We start from the raw sequence: 26,449 nt of genomic DNA, 5'->3' as shown, positions 1-26,449 counted from the left end.
AGCAAGAGTGAACCACCTGATCCCTTCCCGAACTCAGAAGTGAAACCTCTTTGCGCTGATGGTAGTGTGGGGTTACCCATGTGAGAGTAAGTCATCGCCAGCTCATTATTCGAAACACCCCCTGCATGAGCAGGGGGTGTTTTTTTGTGTGTGGGGTTTTTAAGAACTTTTAATAAGCAATATTGAAACTACTAGAGCTTCTCAAACTTATTGAAGTGCTTAAATATATTTATATTTCAAAGCTGATCAAAACTTTCTTAGGAGGGTTGTTCTTATAGCAGTGATAGGAGATCTTGAATCTTGGGTTTGCTCTAAAATAATTGATAGGCCGATCTTATAAATCTTGGCAAATAAAAAAACCAGCAAAATGCTGGTTTTTGATTGCAGTTCATTTTAACCAAATACGCGCATTACGGCTGCAATTAATACCCAAAGAATTGCAATGGCGATGATGGGTTCAACAATCTTTGCCCATTTTGGGGTTTCTACAAGAGCGACGTCTTCAACATCTTGATGCTGATGATTCTGGCTTACCATTTGATTAAACTCCTTCATTGATGCCTCCAATGATAGCTCTTCTTGTACAATTGGTTTAGAGCCTTTGAGTTCTGTTAGGTTGTTTGTTGTCCAAACCCAATCATCTGCTTGACCGGATAAATGTTCAATCTGGCCGGTGAGCAGTTCTTGAATGCTGTTAAGATTATGATTGCCGGTATCATGTAACTGTTTTAATTCAGTGAGCTGTAAATGGAAAATTTCCGAGGTGCTTTGTTCTAGTTGAGTTCGATCCAGAGCTGACTGGTTTTCCGAATGGGTGGCCAGATGACGCACGACTTCCAGTATATATAATTCATCAGGATGATTAATTTCGTTATAAATTTTTTGTGGATTGTTGCGCCACTCGGTAATCAGTTTGCCTAAAGTTAAGGCATTAATTTCAGTTATATATTTTCGTCTTTCTTCTTTCGTATGGTCTTTTAGAAGCTCAGGCTTTTGAGTTTCTATCTGTTCAACAAAATATTGTACTAAATCAAAAGCCATTCACTTGCTCCATTATTTTTTAATCTAATAACCTTAAAGTTGGTTTTTTCTTTGGCTGTTCAGGTTTTTCTTCAGTGCTTGATTTTAAAGCATCTTTATCGGTTTGTGTATGTTCATATTCACTTGGATCAAAGAATAAACCTTGGCCGTTTTCACGTGCGTAAATACCGAGTACGGCTGCCATAGGGACATAGATATCACGAGAGACACCACCAAAGCGAGCAGAGAAGCTAATTGCATCATTGCTCATATGTAGCGCATGTACCGCATGAGGCACAATATTCAGCACAATCTGCCCATCTTTAATAAACTGCTCAGGAACCATGGTATTTGGACGTGTCGCATCGACCAGCAAGTAGGGCGTCATATTGTTATCGCAAACCCACTCATAGATTGCGCGTGCCATATAGGGACGAGTAGGGCTAAGGTTGAATTCTTGTTCGGACATGATGTTTCTCTACAGGTTCTTGATTTGTGCTGAATAACGGTTTTTTTCCTGCAATGTCATAGATTTTACAAAGGCAGGACGACTGAAAATTCGCTGGCAATATAAATAAAATGGACGGCATTGCTGCTGCGGTAATTCTATGCCCATCTGTTTCAGGCGGATAAAAATTGGCGCCAACATGCAATCCAGAATACTGAATTGTTCAGACATAAAATAGGGAAAATGCTGGAATAGTGGCATCAATGAGGTCAGGATATCTTGTAACTGCTTCTGTGCCTGGTTTTTGGCTTTTTTATCTAGGGTGTCTGGATGACGTAACATGATATCGGCCAGTTGTAGCCAGTCATTTTCAAAGCGCCAGATGTATTGACGTTGCTCCGCGCGCGGCATCGGCGCATCGGCATACAGTTTATTCTGACGATAGCGATCATCTACATATTCAGAAATAATTGAAGTATTGAATAATTTGAGTTCATTTTCGATCAGCATCGGCAACTGATTATAAGGATTGAGACTGGCCAGATCCTCGTCATCTGTATCTACCAGAATCAGGTTGTATTTAATTTGCTTCTCGGCAAGCACATAGCGAATCCAATGGGAACGGAAGTCATCGGCATGACTATATAAGGTAATTCCTTGAAGAGGCGCGCTTTCGACTGACATAAATCCTGATGAAGTTCTAATGAATAGACTAGGATACTAAAATTCAACCTAAAAAGCACCAAGCATCAAAGATCAATCGGCTTGAGCCAAGGTAGATTATAAGAAAAATATCTGGAGAAAAACAGCATGCTTATTAAACTGCTCATCATCCTGCTATTTATTGTTATTGGCGTAGCAAATTATTATCTGAGTAAATCATTTTGGTGCCATGACGGAGTCTGGGGTAAAGATATACATGAACAATAACCGCAGAAATATCCTTCAATATTGAAAATGAATACTTATAAAAAAAGCCTTGGAATAATCCAAGGCTTTTTTGTCCGGTTCGGTAAACGAATTAACGTTTAGAGAACTGAGGACGTTTACGAGCTTTACGTAAACCAAGTTTCTTACGTTCAACTTCACGAGCATCACGAGTAACGAAACCAGCTTGACGAAGAGCAGGTTTTAAAGTCTCGTCAGAAGCGATCAATGCACGAGTAATACCGTGACGGATTGCGCCTGCTTGACCACCGATACCACCACCAGCAACAGTGATGTAAAGGTCATATTTCTCAGTTGCTTCAAGCAGCTCAAGAGGTTGGTTAACCACCATACGAGCAGTTTCACGACCGAAATACTGTTCAAGAGTACGGTTGTTAATTACGAGTTTACCAGTACCAGCTGATAGGAAAACACGTGCAGTTGCGGTCTTACGGCGACCTGTACCATAATTAGTAGCCATGTGCTGTTATCCCTTAGATGTCCAAAACTTGTGGCTGTTGAGCAGCGTGTGGATGCTCAGTACCTGCATACACTTTCATTTTCTTGATCATTGCATAACCAAGAGGACCTTTAGGTAACATACCTTTAACAGCTTTTTCTAGAACTGCTTCTGGTTTGTGAGCGATTAACTTTTCAAAGTTAGTCTCACGGATACCACCAGGGAAACCAGTGTGGCGATAGTATTTCTTATCTTGTGACTTTTTACCAGTCACAGTGATTTCTTCAGCATTGATTACAACGATATAATCGCCAGTGTCAACGTGAGGAGTATAAGAAGTCTTGTGCTTACCGCGTAAACGACGAGCGATTTCAGTCGCAAGGCGACCTAAAGTTTTGCCAGAAGCATCAACAACGTACCAGTCGTGTTGAACCTCAGCTGGCTTAGCGCTGAGAGTTTTCATTAAACCACTACCTATTATAGTTGGTTTGGACTATGGAATCTGTCCAAACTAAAGGAGACGCGATTCTAAACGAATACGTGAAGAATCACAAATGAAAATTGAAATTTCAAGCGCTGTATTTTATCTAATCTCCTGAAATAAGGAAAGGCATAAACCTGAATATCTCGCAAAAACGAGGACTATATTTGTAACCATCCTTTCAATTCGTATCAAAATATTGATTTATAAGGACGCTTTGCAATGATCGCTGCAGCCTGGATATGATCGGGTTATAATATTTCTCAGCTTTGCCAAATTGAGAAGATGATGCTGCCTTTATATGTCACCAGCGGAGAACCTGCCGGAATTGGTCCCGATATTTGCCTGAGTCTGGCAGAACGTGTGGATGAACGTCCGATTGTAGTACTGGCCGATCTGAATATGCTGAAAGCCCGTGCAGATCAATTGAAATTGTCTGTGGCGTTGATTGAATATACCGGACAGGACGCATCTTCAAAAAAAGGTCAGCTGTATGTTGAACATGTGCCACTCAATCAGCCTGTGGCATTAGGTGAATTGAACCCGAACAATGCCGCTTATGTATTAGAACAGCTGCGACGATCTGCGGACTATGCCATGTCAGCTAAAAGTGTCGGCGTGGCAACTGCACCGGTGCAAAAGTCTGTGATGAATGAAGCTGGCATCCATTTCAGCGGTCATACCGAATATTATCAAGAATTTGCAGGCGTTGAGCGGGTGGTGATGATGCTGGCGACCAAGACTTTACGTGTGGCTTTAGCAACGACGCATCTTCCTTTACGTGCCGTTGCCGATGCGATTAGCAAAGAGCGTTTGCATCAAGTCATTGATATCCTGATTCACGATCTGAAATCCAAATTTAAGATTGAACATCCGCATATTTTGGTTTGCGGTCTCAATCCGCATGCAGGCGAGGGTGGCTATTTGGGTATGGAAGAAATTGAAGTGATTAATCCGGTACTCGAAAGCTACCGTGCTCAAGGCATCAATATGAGTTTAAGCTTGCCCGCAGATACGTTATTTACCCCGGAAAACTTAAAAGATGCCGATGCGGTTCTGGCGATGTATCACGATCAGGGCTTACCTGTGTTAAAATCACAGGGCTTTGGTGAAGCCATTAATATTACCCTCGGCTTACCCTTTATTCGTACATCTGTAGATCATGGCACAGCACTCTCCCTTGCGGGTACGGGACTTGCGAAAAGTTCCAGCCTGCACGTTGCTGTCGATTTAGCCCTCGATCTGGCGCGCCACTGATTATTGTTCATCACTCACGTTGGAAATGTTTTTATGTATCAAATTAATGCCTTAAACCCAAAAGAAGAAGGGCATCAGGCTCGAAAACGATTTGGTCAAAACTTCTTACATGACCAACGTGTCATTGCCAAAATTGTACGCTCAGTCAATCCACGTCCAGGTCAGAACATTCTGGAAATTGGGCCGGGTCTGGCTGCATTGACCTCACCTTTGATTGGTGAATGTGATGCATTGACTGTGGTCGAACTTGACCGTGATTTGGCTGCGGGCCTGCCGGGTCGTGTACCACATCCAGAACGTTTAACCATTATTGAAGCCGATGCACTGCGCTTTGATTATTCAACATTATTTGAAGAAGGCCGTCCGCTGCGCGTGGTTGGTAACTTGCCCTATAATATTTCTACTCCCCTGCTTTTTCATCTTTTGGAATTTGGTGGCAAAGTGCAGGACATGCACTTCATGCTGCAAAAAGAAGTGGTTGATCGGATTACCGCATTACCAAATACCAAGGAATATGGCCGTTTGTCAGTCATGATCCAGTATTTCTGCAAACCGACTTTCCTGTTTGAAGTACCACCGGGATCTTTCAATCCGCCACCAAAAGTAACCTCGGCGGTATTTCGTTTAGAGCCTTATGCAGACAAGCCGATTGTGGCCAAAAATGAAAAAGCGCTGGCACGTCTGGTATCTCATGTCTTTACCCAGCGTCGTAAAACCTTGCGCAATAGCTTAAAAGGCATGCTGGTTGAAGATGGTTTTGAAAAAGCGGGTGTTGACCCGATGGCACGTCCAGAAACTCTGACCCTTGAACAGTTTGTTGCACTTTCAGATCAAATGGTGGCTTAAATAACGATGAACCGCACTGTTCGATATAATTATGTAATTGGCGATGTGCAAGGCTGTTTTGAGGCCTTGAAAGCTCTGCTCAAAGAAATCCGCTTCGATGCAGATCAGGACTTTATCTGGTTTGCTGGAGACTTGGTGGCACGAGGTGAAAACTCAATTGCTGCACTGCGGTTTATCAAGAAGCTGGCCGAACAGGGATCGGCTGCAACAGTCTTGGGTAATCATGATTTGACTTTATTGGCCTATGCCCGCGGCATCAAGCCGATTAAAGAAAAAGACAATGTTCGTGATGTGATTGATGCCATCGACAGCGATGACCTGATTGACTGGCTGCGTAAACAGCCGCTGTGTCTATTTCCAAATGAGCAGACTATTCTGACCCATGCAGGGATTCCGAATATCTGGAATGCAGAAAAAACTGCTCAATTGGCACAAGAAGTTGAAGCCATCATTTCTAATGATGACTTCGATGTGCTGGATGATTTTTTGAAAGAGATGTTTGGGAAAGAACCCGCACTGTGGTCAGACCAGCTAAAGGGCCATGAGCGTATTCGCTGTATCGTGAATTATTTGACCCGAATGCGTCTCACTGATGCAGAGGGGCGTCTGGAATACAGCTTTAAAGATGCGCTGGATGATCCAATGCCGGAAGGATTTAAACCCTGGTTTGAATTTGAGTCATTAGCAGCGCAAAGCCATCAGATTCTGTTTGGTCACTGGGCCGCCTTGAACGGTAAAACCATTTCAAACAAGATTCAAAATGTAGATGGCGGTTGTGTTTGGGGCAATCAACTGATGGCATTCCGCTTGGAAGATCAGCAGATGTTCGCGGTTGATAATCCGGTGATGTAAGCACATTTCATAAAAAAGCCACGTGATTACGTGGCTTTTTTAGTTTTAAAATTTAGTCTGCACGAATCCAGGTCTGGTTACGGCCTAGAACTGAAACACCTACACTGGCGCGCAGGGTTAAACGTTTGCCAGTGTTGTTTAAACGCATTTTTGCATCATAAATTTTACCTGCTAAAGGATCAATCACTTTACCTTTTTCATAGTTATTGGTGCCTTTAACATGTTTTAAGCCCTTGATAATTGTCATACCTAAAATGGGCTGATTGGTATAGGGAGCAGGGCAGGCATTACATTTTTCACGTGGTGTATAGCCCGGACGAGGGGTAACTTTCACAATTTTAGCAGAGTAAGTGTCGTTAGGCTCTTGGCTAATTACGATAATCGCTTTGGCAGCTCCCGTTTTATCATCAATTTGTTGCCAAGTTCCAGTAATATCTTCCGCCCAAAGGGTCATGCTAAACCCTGTGGTCAATGCGGCAAGTAATATTTTTTTTAACATAGAGAGTCATTCCAGAGAGTTTTTTGTCATCGCGCCCTCATGTTAGGAATTATGATTAAATAGTCAATAATTATCTGAATACTATAGAGTTAATGTACTAAAAAAAGCTGCCAAGTTGGCAGCTTTTTTTAATATTGAGAATTGGATACTAATCCTGACGAATCCAGGTCTGGCTGCGGCCTAAAGCAGAAACGCCGACATAACCACGCAAGGTTAAACGTTTACCATTGGCATTCAGACGTACTCTGGCATCGTAAATTTTACCCGCCAACGGGTCGATCACACGGCCTTTTTCATAGTTATTGGTGCCTTCCACATGTTTTAAGCCAGTCAGTACATCCATGCCCAGAATAGGTTGATTGGTATAGGGAGCAGGACATTTATTACAGGTTTTCTGTGGGGTATAGCCCGGACGTGGCGTAACTTTGATAATTTTTCCGGCAAACGTACCGTTATCATTTTGGCGAATTTCAATCACTGCTTTTGGTGAACCGGTTTTGTCATCAATTTGTTGCCAGGTGCCTGTTAAGTCCTGTGCATACGCAGTGCCAGTCATCATGGCAGCGATGAATATTAATCCTAATTTAGATTGTTTCATTATATTTATCCTTTTTTTTATAGATGAAATAAAATATCTCCAACACAAATGTGCTGCTTTATTAATCCTGGCGAATCCAGGTTTGTGTACGGCCGATGGCAGATATCCCAATGTATCCACGTAGAGTCAGTCGTTTCCCATTGGCAGAAATCCGCCCTTTTAAATCATAAATTTTGCCAGTTAAAGGGTCGAGTATTTGACCATGTCCATAGTTATTCTTGCTGGTTGGTTTCAGCCCTTTAATGATCTCTAGTCCTAAAATCGGTTTGTCTGTATATGGGGGTGGGCACTTTATACATTTTTCCCGTGGCGTATAGCCTGGTCGCGGTGTAACTTTGTGAATGTTCCCAGTATAAGAACCATCTGCCTGAGTTTTCATTTCAATCAGTGCTTTAGGTGAGCCGGTTTTATCGTCAATCTGTTGCCAGAAACCCGATAACTCCTGCGCAAATGCCATGGAGCAGGTGACTATAGAGGCTGTAAATACACCTAAAATTGCAATTTTCTGCATACGATATCCTTATGACAACGCATCAAATTCCATTTGATACATATTATGTAAATTCTACTTATTATACTTTCATAATCCATGAGAAAAGCATATGTTCAATATTCATACAACTTAATGTATGAAAATGCAAGCTTCTCTCTGCTAAATTTTAAACTCATCACATTTTATTCAATAGAGTATGAATTAATCCTGTTTAATCCAGGTCTGGCTGCGACCCAGGGCCGAAACGCCTACATAGCCGCGTAAAGTCAGACGTTTACCATTACTGCTTAATTTTGCCTTGGTGCTATACACATTCCCGGATAATGGATCGAGTAGTTTGCCTTGAGCAAAGTTATTATTGCCGGTGTGCTTCAGGCCTGTCAGTACATCCAGTCCAAGAATCGGTTTATTGGTATAAGGTGCAGGACAAGAGACACAATTTTCTTTTGGGGTATAGCCCGGGCGCGGCGTGATTTTGGTAATTTTGGCCGTATAAGTGCCTGTAGCTGTTTCGCGAATTTCCAGGAATGCTTTAGGTGAACCGGTTTTATCATCGATATTGCGCCATGTCCCTGACAGATCCGAAGCTAAGGCCAGATGGCTGAAAGAGGTTAAAAGTAAAGCCGAGAATAATTGAACCTTTTTCATATTTCTGTTCCTTGAATAAAATTGTTTTATGTTTGTATATTAGGAACGATTAAAGCACAAAACAAACAATTAAAATGATTCACTAGTCACATTTTTTGCAAATAAAGTATAAAAGTAGGCAGCCAGATGGCAGTAAACACCGCATTGACTGCCATACCGAAAGCGGCATAACGTCCTGCAACACTGCCACGCTGCCAGGCCTGAGCTGTACCAATCGCATGTGCTGCCAATCCTAAGGCCAGTCCGGAAGCACGTTCATCATTGATATGCCGCAGGATAAACGGTGAAAATGCTGCGCCAATCACTCCGGAAAGAATCACAATCAGAATCACCATACTGATTGGAGCATCCAGCAAGGTGGCGATATTAATCGCAATGGGTGTCGTCACCGCCCGAGTCGCGAAAGCCATAATATCTGCGGAAGACATATGCAGCAGATATGCAAGTCCCATTGGTAGGGCGACAGCACTGATACTGGCAAAAACCAAGATACCGATAATCGCTTTTAGTGGTAAGTCATCATAGCGCATTGCAGCCAGTGGAATGGCCAGGGCGACGGTCACATAGCCAAGTAAATGATTGAAGAGCGGATTCACTTGATCCATGTAATTTTGATAAGGAATCCCGAGCACAAATAAAATTGCAAGCACAAAGAACATGCTAAATACGATGACAGGAATTTGCGGGATGATCCGGTTACAGGGTTTGGCAATCAGATAGGCCATCAGCGTGACCGCAAAGCCATATAAAATAGATAACATGCGGTACTCCTATAACCAGCGCTTGGCCATTTTGGCGTAAATCCATAAAGGAATCAGGGTGCTGAAAAACATGATGAACAAAAATGCCGGAATTTTCTGGCCCATATGGACCAGCATCATCAGTGCACCTGCACTGACAGGCAGGAAAGCAAAGGCGCTTTCCTTCATCAGCTTGTTATTGGTGTCTACGAGACGAGCGGGAAGTTTACCGAAATAGCGCCAGGTAAAAAGGGCAATCAATAAGCTGAGTAACCCTACCAGATTGCCCAATTCAGGATGATCCAGCTGGGTCATGAGCCAGACGGATGCTTCCCGAAAGACAATAATAAGTAACAGGGTGCCGATCCATGCTGGCCAGTCTATTCGTTTTATCCAGTTCATTCGTATGATCAATTATTAAGTTTACTTATCAAGTTTTACTCGATCTTTGACCGGATTTCAAACGCTTCCAGTGGACGTTGAAACTGCTGTGCCTGTTTTCCCAAAATTTCATCTAAAGGTAAATGCGCCTGTTTAATCAGCTGCTCCAGTTTTTGTGCTGCAATCCGAATATGTAAATGCAGCTGACCTTCATCATCATAATGTTCTGACTGGATTACATTTAAACCATAAAGCTGGTTGCGCAGCTTGCCGTAGGCGGGTTTCAGAATCAGGTCAAAGGATTGCAATTGTCCCATCAGGGCTTCATGTACCGCTTTACGCAGCAGGTCGATCCCTTCGCCACTATGTGCTGAAACATAGACACGTTCTGGCTCGCCCGGGCGTCGATAAATAATTTTGGCCTCATCGCCGCTATAGTCAATTTTATTGTAAACCTGCAGGATCGGAACATCGGCACCAATTTCTTTCAGGACTTTTTCAACCGCTTCAATCTGCTCCAGCATTTCTGGACTACTTGAATCGATGACATGCAGCAACAGGGTAGCTTCTACGGTTTCTTCCAGGGTCGCCTTAAAGGATTCAACCAGCGAGTGGGAAAGATTGCGAACAAAACCCACCGTATCTGCCAGTACCAGATTACCGATGCCATCCCATTCCAGACGTCTTAAAGTCGGGTCCAAGGTGGCAAAAAGCTGATCGGCTGCATAGACATCACTCTTGGCCAGCAGGTTAAACAGGGTCGATTTGCCGGCATTGGTATAACCGACCAAAGACACAGTTGGGACAGCTGCTTTTTGACGGGCAATACGACCTTGCATTCGGGTCTGGCGGACTTTATCAATTTTGGCTTTCAGTTGTCCCATGCGAATACGCAGTAAACGACGGTCAGTTTCAAGCAGGGTTTCACCCGGGCCACGCAAGCCAATGCCGCCTTTTTGGCTGTCGAGATTGCCACGGCTGCGAATTAAGCGGGATGATAAATGTTGCAGTTGTGCCAGTTCGACTTGCAGCTTGCCTTCATAGGTACGGGCACGCTGGGCGAAAATATCTAAAATCAGTTCGGTACGATCGACCACACGGCACTTGATGACCTGTTCCAGATTACGGGCCTGGGCCGGTGTCAGGGCATGATCGACAATGACCAGATTGGCGTCCAGTTCTTTTACGCGTTCGGCGATTTCTTCTGCTTTGCCTGACCCGATAAAAAATTTGGCATCCGGTTTGACGCGTTGAGCATGAATATGTTCCAGAATTTCGGCATCTGCAGATTGCGCCAGCAGATTAAACTCTTCAGCATCAAGGTCATCCAGCATTTGTACGCTGACACTCACCAGAATGACGCGTTCTTTCCCCCGATGTTGTTCTAAATATTCCACTCAGGCCAATCTCCACTTGAAAGCTTTAGTGTAGTTGAAAAAGAGCGAGGCAGATACTGAATTAGCGCGGCTTTGGTTTAAAGTGCGGTGACAAACAGTTGTGCAAGTGTTACCAGTACAGCGGCATAGATACAGGTACCACCCAAAATATATTTGAGCACTTGTAAAGGCTGAAGCTTTTCATTCGCAGGCTGGGTTTGATCTGGCATGGCAGCGATCCTTTTTGATCCAATATTCCGATATTTTTATTATAAATAATTCATTAATCCAATTAAAATTGAAGATATAGATCTTATTGGTCGGTTTTTATTATCAATGCATGTTGCGAATGAACAGTATAGAATGAGTTTAATTCGTGGATATTCCCTGTATCTAGCTTAGGATTTAGTGACGTTTTTATGAACCCAACTGTACAAGATCAAACATCTCACCGACATGGCTTGGCAAAATTCTGGCTTTATATGCGAAAAGTAACAGCTTCACTGGCTGTTATCAGTGAAGGGTTCTATTTGGTTTTCCGTCACGGTTTATACAAAAATCCGAACAATCCAACCAATACCCGTTATGTGCAACATTTTTGTCGACAGTTGTGCAAAGTATTCAATATAGAAGTCCAGGTGCACGGTGAAATTCCGCGCGAACCCGCTTTATGGGTGAGTAACCATGTGTCCTGGCTCGATATTGCAGTTTTAGGTTCAGGGGCACGCGTATTTTTTCTGGCCAAAGCAGAAATTGAAAACTGGCCAATTCTGGGTAAATTGGCCAAAGGTGGCGGCACTTTATTTATCAAACGTGGTTCTGGTGATTCGGTGCGTATCCGCGAACAGATTACCGGATTTTTAAAACAGAATATTCCCGTATTATTTTTTCCTGAAGCCACCACTTCAGATGGGCGAGCCATTAAAAAAGTACACGGCCGGATTTTGGGTGCTGCGATTGAGGCACAGCGTCCTGTGCAAATTTGCCTGATTTGTTATGTGAATCAGCAGGGCGACCTCGATGTGGTTGCGCCGTTTATCAATGACATCAGTTTTGCAGCCCATGTCAAAAAAGTACTGGAAATGCCACAAGTGATTGCACATTTAGTGGCTTTACCTGCAATCGCGACTGAGGGGCACACTGTTGAAAGCCTGACCCGTGTGGTACAGCAAACCATGCAGGCTGGCTTGGTGGAGTTGCAATCGCGTGTACTAGAAAAGACTTAATAAAAAAAACTGGATGAGGAATTTAGGCATTTGATGTCTATTCTTAGGAACAGACGTGTATAGCTTCATCTTTGCTTTAAACATTTAAATGGCTTTGTGTTGGCGAAACTCTACTTTTGACAGACCCAAAGTAGGCAAAAGTCTTTATTAGCCATACACGACGTCCTGTCGTGATAGATAATATGTGACATCCTTGCCACACTCGTATCTTTGAAACTTGGGTAAATCCACTAGAAGCAGGCAGCGTTAAAGAAGAGGCTATTTTAAATAGTTCAACTCAAGCTGTTTGTCACTTACATAAACCCTTCGATTGGTAACCATGACACCAGTTTGAGTCCAGCTTTTTGGTACCATTTTATTCCGGGTTCTTTGGTGAAGGTTTTAATCTCTCCATTGGCTTTCTTGATTTTCCAGTTAATATTCTGGTTGGCATCCAGCACCAGTTTATAGGCATATTTACTTAAGTTCTGATCCATGGTTTGGTGCACTGCCTGTGCTAAAGAGGGACTATTCAGTAAGACACCAATTTCAGTGTTGAGATAGGCAGAACGTGGATCAAAGTTAAAAGAACCAATAAACACCTGTTTTTGATCGATTGCCATTAGCTTGGCATGCAGGCTGGAGCGGCTTAAACCTTTCAGGCTGACTTTGGCTTTTTTGGAAATTTCCGCTGTATTGGCATTGAGATGATCGGCATCTGGCGCTGCAAGAAACTCATACAGCTGCACATCATTTTCCAATAAATCCTGACGATATTTGGCATAAAAGGCATGTACCACGGCAACATCATTGGCTTTAAACGAATTGGTCAAGACACGGACCTCGATATTTTCATCCGCCAGTTTCTTTAAACGATCTGCGCCAATTTTTTCCGGAACAAAATAGGCAGAGACAATATCAACACTTTGTTCAGGTTTTTCCAGATGTTGTAATAACTGGAAGTTGAGATGTTCTTCGGCTTTGGCCTTGGCCTTGATTTTGCTTGGAGGATCTTTGACCACTTCGGCTTCGACCCAATCCAGTTGAATGTTTTGTTCCAGCCATTGGTCAAATGCTCTGGAACGATTGGCCAGATCCAGATAATTCTGTGTGGCCTGATCCTGACTGTGCTTTTCCAGTTGTTGCTTCAGGCTTGGAAAGCGTAAGCCATGATGGCGCGGATTGACAATCTGTTGCACCGGATAGGCATAATCATCATTCCAGTATTCATCGAAGGAATGAATGATTTCATCCGATGCTGCACCGACCAGCATCACATCGACATCGGAAAACTGATAAATTTCACTGACATTATAATACTGGTTACTCATATTGCGTCCACCAATCAGGGCAATCTGGTTGTCGGCAATAAAGCTTTTATTATGCATGCGGCGATTAATACGTTTTAAATCCAGCACCATGTCCATGGCACGATATTTTCGAAAACGGTAGGGATTATACAGTTTGACATCGATATTCTGATGCTGGTTTAAGGCCAGATAAATGCCTTCCATTTTCTTGGCATTATTGTCATCCATTAACAGACGCACTTTTACGCCACGATCTGCCGCCTGAATAATCGCATGCAGGGCAAGGGTGCCAATCCGGTCGTTGTCCCAAATATAATATTGTAGATCCAGACTACGCTCGGCCTTCTTAATCAGCTGGATACGCGCACCCAGTGCTTCGAGTGGGTCATAGAGCACACGATAGCCGGTCAGGCCGATGTTCTGTTCACGTAAAGGTTCAACAATTTGCGCCAAACTGGTTTGTGAGGTATCTGTTTCAAATGCCATCTGGCTAGGCTGCTCAGTTTGCTTGGGCAAAGTACTGCATGCAGGAAGACCCAAGATCATGCTACAGCTCAGTAAAATCCCAGCTTTATAGCGGTAAATTGATGAAAAGCTGGGAGATTTTGAATGAGCTTGAACGTGGGGAGCAGTGGCCATATAAGTCGAAGAATGAAAAATTAGAATTGAGTATAATTGCCAGCTATGAAAAGATAAATATAAAGCCAGTAATCAGCTTCTCGACTCGACAAGGCAAATCTATGTGGGATACCAGTTCCGTACTTTTTTATTTTTATTTAGGCATGGCCATTCTGGCCATCTGGGCTGTGTACCAGGCATGGTCGAGTCAATCTCGTACCGAGACCATTCATCCATTTAAAGCATTTTGTCATTTGTTGGCTTTTTACCTGTCCTATTTACTGGTTCCACTGGTGTTCTTCAGTATTTATGCCGGATGGAGCGGTTATTATTCCTTGCATGAAGCTGTTTTTGTATTTTTCATCAGCGCCGTCTTGAGTTATGCACGCTTTATCGAGCCGCATTTAATTCAAGTGAAAACGACACAATATCAGATCAATGCGGATAAACGCTTAAAGCAACCCGTCCGGATTGCCCTGATTGCAGATTTACATATCGGTCTGTTTTCTGGTCATGAACGGCAGTTGCGACAAATTGTGCATAAGTTAAATCATGTTCAACCCGATTTGGTGGTGGTGGCCGGAGACTGGACTTATGAGCCGGAAAATAAACTGGCACAAGAACTGGCAGTTTTAAAAGAAATTCATGCCCCAGTCTATTCCGTCAATGGCAATCATGACGAGCAATATCCGGGACCACCGATTCAGGAACTGCTGCGTTATGCACTGCAAGTCAATCAGGTCATGGATATTGAAGGGCAAATTGTCGAATTTGATGAATTTCGGCTCTTGGGTGTGGGCGATCTCTGGGCGGGTAAAGCCGATATGCGCAGTCTGCCAGATTTACCTCAGGACAAGCCTTGGGTCATTTTGTCGCATAATCCCGATACGGTGGATATGATTCCCAAATTGCCGACACGTCCTCTCATGCTGGCTGGACATACCCACGGCGGACAGGTGGAATTGCCTTGGCTGACCGATTATGTCATGAAAAAAGTGTCAATTTTGGGGCATAAGAAGGGCATGTACCGTCATGAACATGCAGATGTGTTTGTCACGGTTGGCACCGGTTTGGTCGGCGTACCTTTTCGTTTTAGAGTACCACCCACCATTGATATTATTGAACTGATCTAAATGGAGATATTGTCCTGTTCAGCTTTAACTGATGATCCAGATCAGGATCAATAACAGCACTGCAATGGCTGCCAGAATCCAGATTTTATTTTCAATTTTTCGGGTTGGGACGTCTTCGCGTAATTGTCGTGCGGTGATTTCAGCTTCTGTGGGGGTATTCAGGCTCGGATGGGTCGGAATTTCAAGGGGAGGCGTTACCAGGTCAATCTCACCCGCATCATCACTAAAGCGCGGTCCTGTGCTTTCAGTTTTCATGACCACATCGTGCTCACGGACAATTTCCTCAATCACTTGCAGCGCCTGGATTTCATCCAAGGTCGTGTGCTCGGTGATATAGCGAACGGCCTCTATTTTTTTATCATCTTCCAGCAAAATAATAATATTGACCAACTGTTCCTGGGTTAGGGATTCAATAAGTTCCTGCATTGCCTTGCCTCATTGTCTGGTTGAGTCCATTTGATTGTTGAGCAAATTTAACGAGATAAGTAGCAGAGTTTTGTTGTGAAATCATAAAAAAGCCAGCATCGAATGCTGGCTTTTAAATCAAACTAAGACTTTAAATTTGATTATTTACATCATCATTCTTGGTTTCACGAATCAACAGAAATGCAATCAGTGACAGGATTGATGCTGCGGTCAGGTAATAACCGACTGCAGACAGACCATAAGTTGTTGCCAGTTTGGTGGCAATCAGCGGAGCAAAGGATGCACCAAAGATGCCTGCCAGGTTAAAGGTCAATGCAGAACCGGTATAACGTACTGAAGTCGGGAATATTTCAGACAATACAGTACCGATTGGCCCATAGGTTAAGCCCATGATCGCCAGACCAATACACAAGAACAGGAATACCACCAGCGTGCTGCCAGATTCCAGCATATCTGCAAAGAAAATCCCGAAGATGGCAGAGATAACACAGACTGCAATCGAGGTGGTTTTACGGCCAAATTTCTCGGCCAATACTGCAGAAAGTGGGATAAAGGCAGCAAAACATAGGGTTGCAACCAACTGCAATTGCAGGAATTCTTCACGAGAATAACCTAGCTGTTTAGTACCCCATTGCAATGCAAATACTGTGGTGAGGTAGAACACCACGAAGGTACAGATTGCAGCGATGGTGCCGAGTACCAGCATGCGAGAATGTTTTTTGAAGACTTGAACAAATGGAATGTTCACTTCTTTTTGTTTATCTAGCACCTTTTGGAATGCCGGGGTTTCATGCAGTTTTAAACGAATCCATAAACCGACAATCACCAGCAAGGCACTTGAGATAAATGGAATACGCCAGCCCCAAGCCATAAAGTCAGCCTCAGACATGAAAGCGCCCAACGTCAGGAAAGAACCTGTTGCCAGAATAAAGCCGATTGGAGCACCCAGTTGCGGGAACATGCCATACCAGGCACGTTTACCTTCAGGTGCATTCTCGGTGGCAAGAAGTACTGCACCTGACCATTCACCACCCAGCCCCAAGCCCTGACCTAAACGACAGAGTGCAAGCAAGAGTGGTGCAGCAATCCCGATTTGCGCATAAGTGGGCAAGAGGCCAATCGCAACGGTGGAAATACCCATGGTCAGCAAGGCAGCGACCAATGTGGCTTTTCGCCCGATCCGGTCACCCAAATGACCAAAGAGTGCCGCACCAATCGGGCGGGCAATAAAGGCAATGGCGAAAGTGGCAAGCGACTGAATGGTGGCAGTCATCGGATCTGTACTTGCAGGGAAGAACAGATATGGAAAAATAATGACAGCAGCAGTGGCATAGATATAAAAATCGAAGAACTCGATTGTAGTACCGACCAAGCTCGCGGTTAAAACGCGAAATTTTGAATTTTGTGCTGGCTGAGCAGCAGAATTAGACGACGCCATGAAGAACCTTACACTTACTAAAAATAAAAAAGCTTAGTTTTAAAAGCGTAATCTTTTTAAAAAAGGCGTAATTTTTTAAAAAAACAACTGCAATCTTCTCGCTTTAACTCGCTCAGGGTCACTGAAATGAAAAAGAAGATGATTAAATCACGTAAAGATAGATAGACAGAAAATGTGATCCTGCGCCTATCAATACAAATATGTGCCAGATAGCGTGGGTATATCTTACTCTTTTTAAAGCGTAAAACAATGCACCTACGGTATAAGCCAATCCGCCAATGATCAGAAAGGTCAAAGATTGAGCACTGAGATATTGTTGCATATCATCCATCACCAGCAGCGCCAGCCAGCCCATGACCAGATAAGCCACTAAAGAAATTTTCTGGAAACGATGAATGAAAACGAACTTGAACAGTGTACCAATGAGGGCGATCACCCAGAGTGCAATCAATAAATACTGGGCTTTGGCTGTTGGAATGGCAATTGACAGGAAAGGCGTATAGGTTCCGGCGATTAAATAATAAATTGCAGTATGATCAACTTTTTTATAAAAATAACGACGGTCTGCTGCGGTGGCCATGTGATAGAGCATGGACGCAGAGAACAGCAAGATCATGCTCAGCGCGTAGACCCAAAGTCCAATCCATTGTCCAGTACTGAGATAAGACCCTTTAATAATCAAAAGAATACCAGCAATTACCGATAATCCAGCACCCACAGCATGACTGATATAATTAATTCGTTCCTCAGTGTGATCATAATCTGGAACCAGCGGCGCATTCTGCATGATTGTCATTCTTCTTTAAAATATACATTTGTATAGTAATTCAATTTTGCTTTTAGGTTAAGAAGATTTAAACTTGAGGGGCAATTCATTTCAGGTTTTATCTATGTCAACGTTGGCAACTCTCTCAGACCAAGAACAGCAGTTTTTAGATGTATTTCAGCAAGCTGTTGAAAGTGATCAATTTGATCGTCTGATCTTAAGCCAGTATAAAGGTGAACTACAGGATTTAGAGAAAATGACCTTGCGAGTCATTTCATTAAATGGGCAAAAAGTAATGAGCTGTCTGTATCGCCATAAAACTCAGGATGTCACCAAAAACTATCCTCTAGCGGATGCACTGGCGCAGGTGACGGCATTATTAGCATGTTGCAAGCAAGCCAATTTGCTGACGCTAGATGAAGAGTTACAGCTGAAAAAAAACAAGAAAAAAGCCATGTTGACCCGTACTAAAAACAAAAACTCGACGCTTCAGGCCAAGTCCGCTGAACAGGGTCATGACCGGATTAAACAACGTCATGTTGATCAGGACAGCATCTTTTTACAGCATCTCGGCATTAGCGATCATAATGCGCAGATCATTCCGAGCATGGCGCGTAAATGGAAACAGATTAATAAATTTGTCGAGATTTTTTCGGGTGCATTGGCGCAGCTCAAGCCACAAGTCGAAGGTCTGCGTGTGGTGGATTTTGGCTCCGGTAAAGGCTATCTGATGTGCTTTATATGACTATATGCAAAAACATGGTGAGATGCCGTGGGTTACAGGGGTGGAACTGAATCCGAAAATGGTCGAGTTCTGCCAAAAGGTCGCGCAACAATCTGGCTTTGATCAGCTCGACTTTTTTCAGGGCGATGTGCGTACTTATGCACCGAAACGCCTGGATGTAATGATCGCTTTGCATGCCTGTGATGTGGCAACGGATTTTGCGATTCACAGCGGTATTCGCCTGAATGCACAGATGATCATGTGTGCGCCATGTTGCCATAAGGAATTGCGCCCACAGTTACAGGCGCCAAAAGTGCTGAGTCCGATGCTGCAATTTGGTATTCATGCCGGTCAACAGGCAGAAATGCTGACCGATACCATTCGTGCGTTATTGCTGAAAGCCTATGGTTATGAAACCAAAGTTTTTGAGTTTGTGGCACTGGAACATACCAGTAAAAATAAAATGATTCTGGCGACGAAACGCAAAGATTACCAACAACCCGATCAGGAGGTCTTGAAACAGATTCAGGACTTGAAAGAAATGTACGCTATCCAAAAACATTCACTGGAATTGTTATTGAATAATCAGTGGAATCAGCAGGGGATTGGTTCTAAATGCTAAAGGATTCAGAGCTTAAAATTGTTTCGGGTGGTTGGGAGGATTTAGCGAAGCATGCCAAAACCATTCGCGAAGCCGTGTTTATTCAAGAACAGAATATTGCCGCTGAAGAGGAATGGGATGAGCAAGATGCCATTTCCATCCATTTTGTGGTCTATGAAAAGGGGCATGTGATAGCCACTGCAAGATTGCTGGCGAATAACAGTGTAGGTCGTGTTGCAGTGTTAAAGTCACATCGTGGTTTGAAGATTGGGCAGCAATTGATGCAGGCCATTATCGATTATGCCAAAGCAGATCATCGAAAAGATTTAAAACTGTCTTCGCAAGTACATGCCATCGGTTTTTATCAGGCATTGGGTTTTAAGGTTCAGGGCGAAGACTATCTGGATTGCGGCATCCCGCATATTGATATGTATTTAAAGCTTTAATTTTTTAGTTATTGAGATACAAAAAAGCGAGGCATTGACCTCGCTTTTTTACGCCCTTACTGAATCAAGATCAGTGGCCATGCGCTGAGCTATGCTCGGCACTCTCCATGTTGGCATGTTCTTCAGTTGACATATTATGTTCATTCGCTGTTGTATCGGAATGAGCCGTATTGGCAGTCGCACGTGCCTCACGATCTGCTTGAGCCTTCGAAATTGCTTCAGGAGACATGGTCGGTGCATTTTTAAAAGCATGCTGCTGGGTCGTCTGTTTATTTTGCTGGCTTGGCATGTAATCCGGTTCATTCGTCACCGCAAGCCAAAAAATAAACATGAATAATCCACCTAAAATACAGAAGATAATAAGTGCTTTCCAACCCCAAGGGGATTTTTCAGGTGAACTGTGATCAGTCATAGGTCTTACCCACGTGGATATCAAACTTATGTAACTTTATAACATAAATTGATCAAAAAGCAGATCGAAATCTGTCATTAGACGAGTGTATCCAGTGATTCAGCCAAATCCGGAAAATAAAAAGAGCAACTCAGTTCCTCTTTTTATTTAGAGCTCAAAATTATTGAATCGGCTGGCCTTCTGCTGCCCGGTCTTTCAGGAGTTGCGGTGCTTTGAAGCGTTCACCATACTTGTTTTCGAGTACCTTGGCACGGGTCAGCGCCTTGGCCAGACCATACTGATTTAAGAATTGCACCGCGCCACCCGTCCAGGCTGCAAAGCCAATGCCAAAAATGGAACCGACATTGGCATCGACCACAGACTCCAGCACGCCTTCTTCCAGACAGCGCACGGTATCCAGTGCCTGCACAAACAGGAAACGATCCATCATTTCCTGTTCAGAAAGATCAACCTCTTTTTTCCAGTGGTTGAGACCCGTCCAGAGCTGCTTTTTACCATTTTCTGGATAATCATAAAAACCTGCACCGGCAGCCTTACCTTTACGGTTAAACTCATGAATCATACTGTGAATGACTTCATCTGCGGGTGATTTGGTGATGGTCTGACCTTGTGCTTCTAAGACTTTGTATCTTTCATTGGCCACATGTTCGGAGAGGGTCAAGGACACTTCATCCTGAATGGCCAATGGCCCGACTGGCATACCGGCTTTGAGTGCGGCCATTTCAATCCGTGCCGGATGCACGCCTTCTGCCAGCAGGCGCAAACCTTCTTGAACGAACGTACCAAAGACACGACTGGTAAAGAAGCCACGGCTGTCATTTACCACAATTGGTAATTTGCCAATCTGCTGGACAAAGTCAAAGGCTTTGGCCAGTGTTTCTGCTGAAGTATTTTGCCCCTTGATGATTTCGACCAGCTGCATTTTATCGACCGGACTAAAGAAATGCAGACCGATAAAGTTCTGATCATTTTTTGAAGCCTGGGCTAACTCTATAATAGGCAGGGTCGAAGTATTCGATGCCATCACGCCATGACTGGCAAGATACTGTTCTGCTTCTTGTGTGACTTGAGCTTTCAGTGCGGGATTTTCAAACACCGCTTCAATGATCAGGTCACAACCGGCCAGATCTTGATTGGATGCAGTCGCTTGAATCAGGCTTAAAACCTGATCTCGTTGATCAGCAGATAAACGTCCTTGAGCTACTTTTTTATCCAGCAGTTTCTGGCTATAAGCTTTACCTTTTTCAGCCGCTTCAATCGAAATGTCTTTTAAAATAACCTGGATGCCTTTGCTGGCAGTCACATAAGCAATGCCTGCGCCCATCATGCCTGCGCCCAGAATGCCAACTTTAGTGGCTTTCCATTTCGCAATCTTTTGGGGACGGCTGGCACCGGATTTGATCGCATTCAATCCATGCCAAAAAGTAGCGATCATATTTTTAGAAATCTGACCGGTGGCCAGATAAGTAAAGTAACGTGATTCAATGGTCAGCGCCGTATCGACATCGACCTGAGCACCTTCCACCGCTGCCGACATGATTGCTTCAGGTGCAGGATAGCAACCTTTGGTTTTATCACGCAGCATCGCCGGGGCAATCGCCAGCATCTGTGCAACTGCTGGCGTTGAAGGGCTACCACCCGGAATTTTGTAGCCTTTTACATCAAAAGGCTGTTGTGACTTCGGATTGGTTTTGATCCAGACAATGGCTTTGTCTAAGAGTTCATCGGTATTGTCTGCAATATCGTGAATCAGCCCTAAAGATCGGGCTTTCTCTATACCCAACTGTTTGCCTTCCATCAACAAGGGAAAAGCATTTTGCAGGCCGAGCAGGCGGACGCTACGGACAATACCACCGCCACCGGGTAGTAAACCCAGTGTGACTTCAGGCAGGCCAAACTTGCTTTTAGGGTCATTCAAGGCAATACGATGATGGGCACACAGAGCAATCTCCCAGCCACCGCCCAGTGCTGTGCCATTTAGTGCAGCCACAACCGGAATGCCGCGGGTTTCGATATAACGCATCTGTGCTTTCATCTCTTCAATCATGTTGAAGAATTCAGTCGCATGTTCAGGTGTAGCTTGAATCAGTTCATCCAGATCACCACCGGCAAAGAAAGTTTTTTTCGCAGACCGGAAAATGATGCCTGTAATATTTTCATCAGCTTTGAGTTTTTCTACGGTTTCAGCCAAAGCGCTACGAAAATCTGCATTCATGGTATTGGCAGACTGGTTTGGAGAATCAAAGGTCAGAGTGACGATATTATCTTCAGTTTTTTGATATTGAATTGCGCTCATAAATTTTTATCCAGATCATAATGGGATGAATTTGGAATTAATATCCTGATTAGATTTTAGAAATTTTCCTTATTCCGGAGCCTTTCCAAATTCATCTAAATTCTTGGTTTAAGCTTCAGTTCGACCTGCCTTACGAAATGTATTTCTCATTTAGCAAAAGTAGGCAAAACCATTGTCATACGCAAAATCTATTAATTTTGTAAAACAATGATCTTGCGCTAAAACCAAAGCAGTGCTTTGGTTTTGCTCAGGTTGCATATGACTAAAATGTGAATCAAACACTTTAAATATTTGAGTTAAACCAATTCAATAATGGTGGCGATGCCCATACCGCCACCGACACACAGTGTGGCTAGTCCACGTTTTTTGCCTTGGCGTTCTAACTCATCCAGTAAAGTTCCCAGAATCATCGCGCCTGTTGCGCCCAATGGATGACCCATAGCGATTGCACCACCATTCACATTCACTTTCGCTGGATCAACATTGAGTTCGCTAATAAATCGCATCACCACCGCAGCAAAAGCTTCATTGACTTCAAACAGGTCAATATCATCAATCGTCAAGCCAGCTTTAGCCAAAGCTTTACGTGCTGCCGGGGCAGGGCCGGTCAGCATAATGGTAGGATCAGCCCCGACCAGCGCCGTGGCCAGTACTTTGGCACGCGGTTTTAAACCTTGTTCTTTGATCGCTTGTTCCGATGCGATGAGAACCACGGCTGCACCATCGACGATTCCGGAAGAATTCCCGGCATGATGCACATGATTCACCGTGCCAACTTCAGGATATTTTTGTAGGGCGATGGCATCAAAGCCCATCTGTCCTATGGTCGCGAAACTAGGATTGAGTTTGCCTAAGCCTTCAGCAGTTGTGGTCGGTTTGATAAATTCGTCTTTGTCCAGAATCACCACACCGGCCTTGTCTTTGACCGGGATAACAGAAGCGTTGAAATAACCATTGGCTTGTGCGGCAGCGGCTTTCTTCTGGGATTGCTCGGCAAACTGGTCTACGTCGGTGCGGCTATAACCATCAATCGTGGCAATCAAGTCCGCGCCAATACCTTGCGGAATAAAATCACAGGCCATATTGGTTTCAGGATCTAGTGCCCAAGGGCCGCCATCGGAACCCATCGCTACGCGGGACATGGATTCGACGCCGCCTGCAACGACCAGATCTTCCCAGCCAGAACGGATTTTTTGTGCAGCCAGATTGACAGCTTCCAGACCGGAAGCACAGAAACGGTTGATTTGTACACCGGCGACATCATTGTCCCAACCCGCTGCGATCGCCGCGGTTTTGGCAATATCGGCGCCTTGATCACCAATCGGTGTGACACAACCCAGCACAATATCATCGACTTTTGATGTATCAAATTGATGACGTGCCTGAAGTTCGTTAAGTAAGCCAGTCAGTAATGAAATGGGTTTGACTTGATGTAAAGATCCATCTTTTTTACCTTTTCCGCGTGGCGTGCGAATGGCGTCGATAATATATGCCTCGCTCATAGCATGTCCCTTTTATTAATTTGCTGAAAATTATTCTAATGACTCGAGTGTAATACTTAAATTTTGAAGTGCAATGACGAGAACGGACCAGATCATTTGACGATTTTTGCCAATAAAAAAAGCCCAGGTCTGGAAGCCTGGGCTGGAGAAGAGGATATCGAGAATTTTAATTAATGATAACCATGCAACTGGCGATATAGACCTGGGGTTACACCGGTCCATTTCTTGAAGGCACGATGGAAGGTACTGGTTTCACTGAAACCGACCTGCTGCGCGACATCTTCGAGGGTTAGATCTGGATTCAATAACAGATGAATCGCGGCATCACGGCGCAAGGCATCTTTCACACCTTGATAGCTTTTACCTTCGGCTGCCAGACGGCGGCGCAAGGTTTGAGGAGATAAATACAGCATTGACGCGACATCATTCAATGTCGGCATTTCTTCGCCAATCTGGCTCTTCAATACATCACGGATTCTTGAGGTCAGCGAGTTGGTATTTTTAAACTTCACCAGGAGCTGAGCAGGCGCAGCTTTTAAGAATTCCTCTAAGGTTTCTTCATTCTGACGGATCGGCAGGTCCAGATAGTCCGCAGCAAAGGTGATTTCGGTACGTGGCATGTCGAACTGCATTACCGGCGCAAAGAACAGGGCATCATATTCATCGGCATGGACTGGACGTGGATAGCTAAAATGCACACGTTCCAGCGGTAAACGACGTTCAATCAGCCAAGATGCCAGACCATGCCAGATCATCAGCATGCTTTCGGTAATAAAATGATCCGGATCCATCGCATTTGGAATGAGGGGCACCAGACGTGCTTCGTGTTTGTCACGTTCCAGGGTCACCGACCAGTCATCACCGAAGAGTTTATAGAACTGCGAGGAAAGTTCCAGTGCATCACCTAAGGTTTTGGCATGAATGATGAGCTGACACATGATGGCAAAAGTGCCTAACCGGCGTTGCTGTTTGTCAAAGCCGACATGCTCGTCCTGGGTCACCATCCATAACATTTTAATAAAGCGGGTATATTGTTCAGGTGAAATACGGGCTTTGGGTTGATGCAGCAGTTCTGCTTCAATTCCGACGTGAGACAATAAAGTATCGACATCCATGCCTAAGCGCTTGACGCCAGATAAGGCTGCATTGACGAAATGGATACTGATCGTATCACGACTCATGTTTAATCCTTCAGTCTCTTTAATGTTCACTAATATTTGACCTAAATGACGAAAAATAATAAAGCAATGGCAATTTACAAGAACACCTTTGCCATTTTCTTACATATTAGATTGCCGAAACTATCAAGGTAAATGGCTGAACATGACATTGTTTTTATGCATTTATGTTTCTATGATGCTGAAAAAAGCAATATAAGTAGAGTAAATACTCCAATGTCATATACCTTAAAAGGATTGAAAATTCTAGACTTTTCTACATTATTACCAGGCCCATTCGCGACATTATATCTGGCTGATCTCGGCGCCGAGGTTGTGCATATTGAATCACCGACCCGCCCGGACCTGTTGCGATTAATGCCCCCCTTTGCCAATGGACAGGCCACTTCACAGAGTTATCTGAACCGAAACAAGCAATCGGTAGCACTGGATTTGAAAGATCCGACCAATATCGAACTGGTCAAATCCAAGGTTGCAGATTATGACATTGTGATTGAGCAATTCCGTCCCGGCGTGATGCAAAGGCTTGGGCTGGACTACTCAACCTTAAGCGAAATTAACCCCAAATTAATTTACTGTTCCATCACTGGCTATGGCCAAACCGGTACTTACAAAGCGAAAGCAGGACATGATATTAACTATCTGGCCTTGTCCGGTATTGCTGGACACAGTGGCCGGATCGAAAGTGGGCCACCTGCTTTAGGCATTCAGGTTGCCGATGTAGCCGGTGGTTCTATGCATGCCGTGATTGCAATTCTGGCGGCAGTGATCGAACGCCAGCGCAGCGGTAAAGGTCAATATATTGATATTTCCATGACCGATTGTGTGGTCACCATGAATAATCTGGCCGCATCCGCCAGTCTGGCTGGCAATCAGCATCAACGACCTGAGTCTGGCTATCTGAATGGCGGGACTTTCTATGACTATTATGCAACACAGGATGGACGTTATCTGTCGATTGGCAGTCTGGAACCTCAATTTATGCAGGGATTGGCACAGGCTTTAGAACTGCCGATTATTCTAGAAAAAGGCAATTCTTTTGCTCCAGAAGATCGTGCTGCGGTGAAACAGGCAATTCAAAATAGAATAAAGTCAAAACCATTAGCGGAATGGCAAACACTATTCGCAGCGCTGGATGTCTGTGTCGAGCCGGTGCTAAAACTTGAAGAAGCTTTACATTCTGATTTAGCGCAACAGCGAGAATGGCTAGTACAGGTTCCATTAAAACCCGATAGTCAGCAGACCGAAGCACAACTGGCCTGTCCGATTAAATTTTCACGTTCAAAGATACGTTATGATTTTGCCGGTCAGTTTTTGGGTGAGAGTGAAAAATGGTAATATTTTTAATTATTTAAAAGACAAAAAGGG

28 protein-coding genes, 1 rRNA gene and 1 pseudogene are annotated in these 26,449 nt (G+C 44.0%); 9 read left to right on the top strand and 21 right to left on the bottom strand.

All coding sequences use genetic code 11. The features are described from left to right. Positions 1-103, top strand: a 5S ribosomal RNA gene (gene rrf / locus FTU95_RS12325); the annotation flags it as partial. 290 nt (positions 104-393) lie between these two features. Here the strand turns inward: rrf and FTU95_RS12320 are convergent. From FTU95_RS12320 to rplM, 5 genes are all read right to left on the bottom strand, one after another. After that, on the bottom strand, positions 394-1,041 hold the full coding sequence (locus FTU95_RS12320; protein ID WP_180078668.1) for a hypothetical protein: 648 nt from the start codon (positions 1,039-1,041) through the stop codon (positions 394-396). A 19-nt stretch (positions 1,042-1,060) separates the two neighbouring features. Then, on the bottom strand, positions 1,061-1,489 hold the full coding sequence (locus FTU95_RS12315; RefSeq protein ID WP_180078667.1) for a ClpXP protease specificity-enhancing factor: 429 nt from the start codon (positions 1,487-1,489) through the stop codon (positions 1,061-1,063). A 9-nt stretch (positions 1,490-1,498) separates the two neighbouring features. Next, positions 1,499-2,152: a glutathione S-transferase N-terminal domain-containing protein gene (locus tag FTU95_RS12310; RefSeq protein WP_005098044.1), complete on the bottom strand. Its 654-nt coding sequence runs from the start codon at positions 2,150-2,152 to the stop codon at positions 1,499-1,501. Positions 2,153-2,489: 337 nt separating this feature from the next. Continuing rightward, positions 2,490-2,876, bottom strand: coding sequence for a 30S ribosomal protein S9 (rpsI, locus tag FTU95_RS12305; protein WP_005007735.1), 387 nt, complete (start codon positions 2,874-2,876; stop codon positions 2,490-2,492). A gap of 13 nt (positions 2,877-2,889) precedes the next feature. Then, entirely contained in the window at positions 2,890-3,318 is a 429-nt protein-coding gene (rplM, locus tag FTU95_RS12300; RefSeq protein ID WP_004281682.1) for a 50S ribosomal protein L13, read from the bottom strand. A 303-nt stretch (positions 3,319-3,621) separates the two neighbouring features. Between rplM and pdxA the strand changes: the two genes are divergently transcribed. From pdxA to FTU95_RS12285, 3 genes are read left to right on the top strand one after another with little or no spacing between them, the layout of a single operon-like run. Then, entirely contained in the window at positions 3,622-4,593 is a 972-nt protein-coding gene (gene pdxA / locus FTU95_RS12295; protein WP_171063322.1) for a 4-hydroxythreonine-4-phosphate dehydrogenase PdxA, read from the top strand. Positions 4,594-4,626: 33 nt separating this feature from the next. Beyond that, a complete protein-coding gene (rsmA, locus tag FTU95_RS12290; RefSeq protein WP_005169455.1) occupies positions 4,627-5,439 on the top strand; it encodes a 16S rRNA (adenine(1518)-N(6)/adenine(1519)-N(6))-dimethyltransferase RsmA in 813 nt (270 codons plus the stop codon). Positions 5,440-5,445: 6 nt separating this feature from the next. Beyond that, the gene (locus FTU95_RS12285; protein WP_179999777.1) at positions 5,446-6,291 is read left to right on the top strand and encodes a symmetrical bis(5'-nucleosyl)-tetraphosphatase; all 846 of its coding nucleotides are present in this window, start codon (positions 5,446-5,448) and stop codon (positions 6,289-6,291) included. A gap of 52 nt (positions 6,292-6,343) precedes the next feature. Here the strand turns inward: FTU95_RS12285 and FTU95_RS12280 are convergent, their stop codons facing one another. From FTU95_RS12280 to FTU95_RS15055, 8 genes are all read right to left on the bottom strand, one after another. Beyond that, positions 6,344-6,790, bottom strand: coding sequence for a DUF2147 domain-containing protein (locus tag FTU95_RS12280; protein WP_005098035.1), 447 nt, complete (start codon positions 6,788-6,790; stop codon positions 6,344-6,346). A 148-nt stretch (positions 6,791-6,938) separates the two neighbouring features. Then, complete coding sequence (locus FTU95_RS12275) at positions 6,939-7,388, bottom strand: DUF2147 domain-containing protein (protein WP_005098033.1); 450 nt, start codon at positions 7,386-7,388, stop codon at positions 6,939-6,941. Positions 7,389-7,449: 61 nt separating this feature from the next. Next, on the bottom strand, positions 7,450-7,899 hold the full coding sequence (locus tag FTU95_RS12270) for a DUF2147 domain-containing protein (protein ID WP_005098031.1): 450 nt from the start codon (positions 7,897-7,899) through the stop codon (positions 7,450-7,452). Positions 7,900-8,082: 183 nt separating this feature from the next. After that, a complete protein-coding gene (locus tag FTU95_RS12265) occupies positions 8,083-8,529 on the bottom strand; it encodes a DUF2147 domain-containing protein (protein ID WP_005098029.1) in 447 nt (148 codons plus the stop codon). Between the two features lie 86 nt (positions 8,530-8,615). Further along, positions 8,616-9,290, bottom strand: coding sequence for an LrgB family protein (locus FTU95_RS12260; RefSeq protein WP_005098028.1), 675 nt, complete (start codon positions 9,288-9,290; stop codon positions 8,616-8,618). A 9-nt stretch (positions 9,291-9,299) separates the two neighbouring features. After that, positions 9,300-9,671, bottom strand: coding sequence for a hypothetical protein (locus FTU95_RS12255; protein WP_005098027.1), 372 nt, complete (start codon positions 9,669-9,671; stop codon positions 9,300-9,302). A gap of 35 nt (positions 9,672-9,706) precedes the next feature. Continuing rightward, positions 9,707-11,047: a ribosome rescue GTPase HflX gene (gene hflX / locus FTU95_RS12250; protein ID WP_180078666.1), complete on the bottom strand. Its 1,341-nt coding sequence runs from the start codon at positions 11,045-11,047 to the stop codon at positions 9,707-9,709. Between the two features lie 77 nt (positions 11,048-11,124). Then, complete coding sequence (locus FTU95_RS15055) at positions 11,125-11,256, bottom strand: hypothetical protein (protein WP_005098021.1); 132 nt, start codon at positions 11,254-11,256, stop codon at positions 11,125-11,127. 189 nt (positions 11,257-11,445) lie between these two features. Here FTU95_RS15055 and FTU95_RS12245 point away from each other — a divergent pair, with 189 nt between their 5' ends. Beyond that, entirely contained in the window at positions 11,446-12,252 is an 807-nt protein-coding gene (locus tag FTU95_RS12245; RefSeq protein WP_005169470.1) for a 1-acyl-sn-glycerol-3-phosphate acyltransferase, read from the top strand. A gap of 293 nt (positions 12,253-12,545) precedes the next feature. On the opposite strand, the gene FTU95_RS12240 is transcribed toward FTU95_RS12245, so the two are convergent. After that, positions 12,546-14,180 (bottom strand): phospholipase D family protein, encoded by a 1,635-nt coding sequence (locus FTU95_RS12240; protein ID WP_180078665.1) that lies wholly within the window; start codon positions 14,178-14,180, stop codon positions 12,546-12,548. A gap of 101 nt (positions 14,181-14,281) precedes the next feature. Between FTU95_RS12240 and FTU95_RS12235 the strand changes: the two genes are divergently transcribed. Continuing rightward, positions 14,282-15,292, top strand: coding sequence for a metallophosphoesterase (locus FTU95_RS12235; RefSeq protein WP_159138925.1), 1,011 nt, complete (start codon positions 14,282-14,284; stop codon positions 15,290-15,292). Between the two features lie 24 nt (positions 15,293-15,316). On the opposite strand, the gene FTU95_RS12230 is transcribed toward FTU95_RS12235, so the two are convergent. From FTU95_RS12230 to FTU95_RS12220, 3 genes are all read right to left on the bottom strand, one after another. After that, positions 15,317-15,718 carry a hypothetical protein gene (locus FTU95_RS12230; protein ID WP_100357973.1) on the bottom strand — a complete coding sequence of 134 codons (402 nt, stop codon included), beginning with the start codon at positions 15,716-15,718 and terminating at the stop codon, positions 15,317-15,319. A 130-nt stretch (positions 15,719-15,848) separates the two neighbouring features. Next, positions 15,849-17,156: an MFS transporter gene (locus FTU95_RS12225; protein WP_074383499.1), complete on the bottom strand. Its 1,308-nt coding sequence runs from the start codon at positions 17,154-17,156 to the stop codon at positions 15,849-15,851. Between the two features lie 142 nt (positions 17,157-17,298). After that, positions 17,299-17,943 carry a hemolysin III family protein gene (locus FTU95_RS12220; RefSeq protein WP_005098015.1) on the bottom strand — a complete coding sequence of 215 codons (645 nt, stop codon included), beginning with the start codon at positions 17,941-17,943 and terminating at the stop codon, positions 17,299-17,301. A 103-nt stretch (positions 17,944-18,046) separates the two neighbouring features. Here FTU95_RS12220 and FTU95_RS12215 point away from each other — a divergent pair. Both FTU95_RS12215 and FTU95_RS12210 read left to right on the top strand, forming a co-directional pair. Then, a pseudogene (locus FTU95_RS12215) lies at positions 18,047-19,268 on the top strand (SAM-dependent methyltransferase). Beyond that, positions 19,262-19,693, top strand: a complete 432-nt coding sequence (locus FTU95_RS12210; protein ID WP_100354772.1) for a GNAT family N-acetyltransferase — start codon at positions 19,262-19,264, stop codon at positions 19,691-19,693. Before FTU95_RS12215 ends, FTU95_RS12210 begins: the two are co-directional and overlap by 7 nt. A 70-nt stretch (positions 19,694-19,763) precedes the next feature. Here FTU95_RS12210 and FTU95_RS12205 read toward each other — a convergent pair whose 3' ends face one another. The 4 genes from FTU95_RS12205 to FTU95_RS12190 form a co-directional block, all read right to left on the bottom strand. Next, positions 19,764-20,105, bottom strand: a complete 342-nt coding sequence (locus tag FTU95_RS12205) for a hypothetical protein (protein WP_180078664.1) — start codon at positions 20,103-20,105, stop codon at positions 19,764-19,766. 160 nt (positions 20,106-20,265) lie between these two features. Beyond that, on the bottom strand, positions 20,266-22,401 hold the full coding sequence (locus tag FTU95_RS12200; RefSeq protein WP_180078662.1) for a 3-hydroxyacyl-CoA dehydrogenase NAD-binding domain-containing protein: 2,136 nt from the start codon (positions 22,399-22,401) through the stop codon (positions 20,266-20,268). 296 nt (positions 22,402-22,697) lie between these two features. Next, positions 22,698-23,903 carry an acetyl-CoA C-acetyltransferase gene (locus tag FTU95_RS12195; RefSeq protein WP_180078660.1) on the bottom strand — a complete coding sequence of 402 codons (1,206 nt, stop codon included), beginning with the start codon at positions 23,901-23,903 and terminating at the stop codon, positions 22,698-22,700. 170 nt (positions 23,904-24,073) lie between these two features. Further along, complete coding sequence (locus FTU95_RS12190; protein ID WP_005098008.1) at positions 24,074-25,084, bottom strand: AraC family transcriptional regulator; 1,011 nt, start codon at positions 25,082-25,084, stop codon at positions 24,074-24,076. A 213-nt stretch (positions 25,085-25,297) separates the two neighbouring features. On the opposite strand from FTU95_RS12190, the gene FTU95_RS12185 reads away from it, so the two are divergent. Continuing rightward, positions 25,298-26,419 (top strand): CaiB/BaiF CoA-transferase family protein, encoded by a 1,122-nt coding sequence (locus tag FTU95_RS12185; RefSeq protein WP_180078658.1) that lies wholly within the window; start codon positions 25,298-25,300, stop codon positions 26,417-26,419. Positions 26,420-26,449: the final 30 nt, after the last annotated feature.

Origin of the sequence: Acinetobacter sp. YH12208, from assembly GCF_013418055.1 — a bacterium.
GTDB classification, from domain to species: domain Bacteria; phylum Pseudomonadota; class Gammaproteobacteria; order Pseudomonadales; family Moraxellaceae; genus Acinetobacter; species Acinetobacter pseudolwoffii.
Note: the sequence above shows the minus strand (reverse complement) of the source record. Positions and strands in the feature narration are given on the sequence as shown.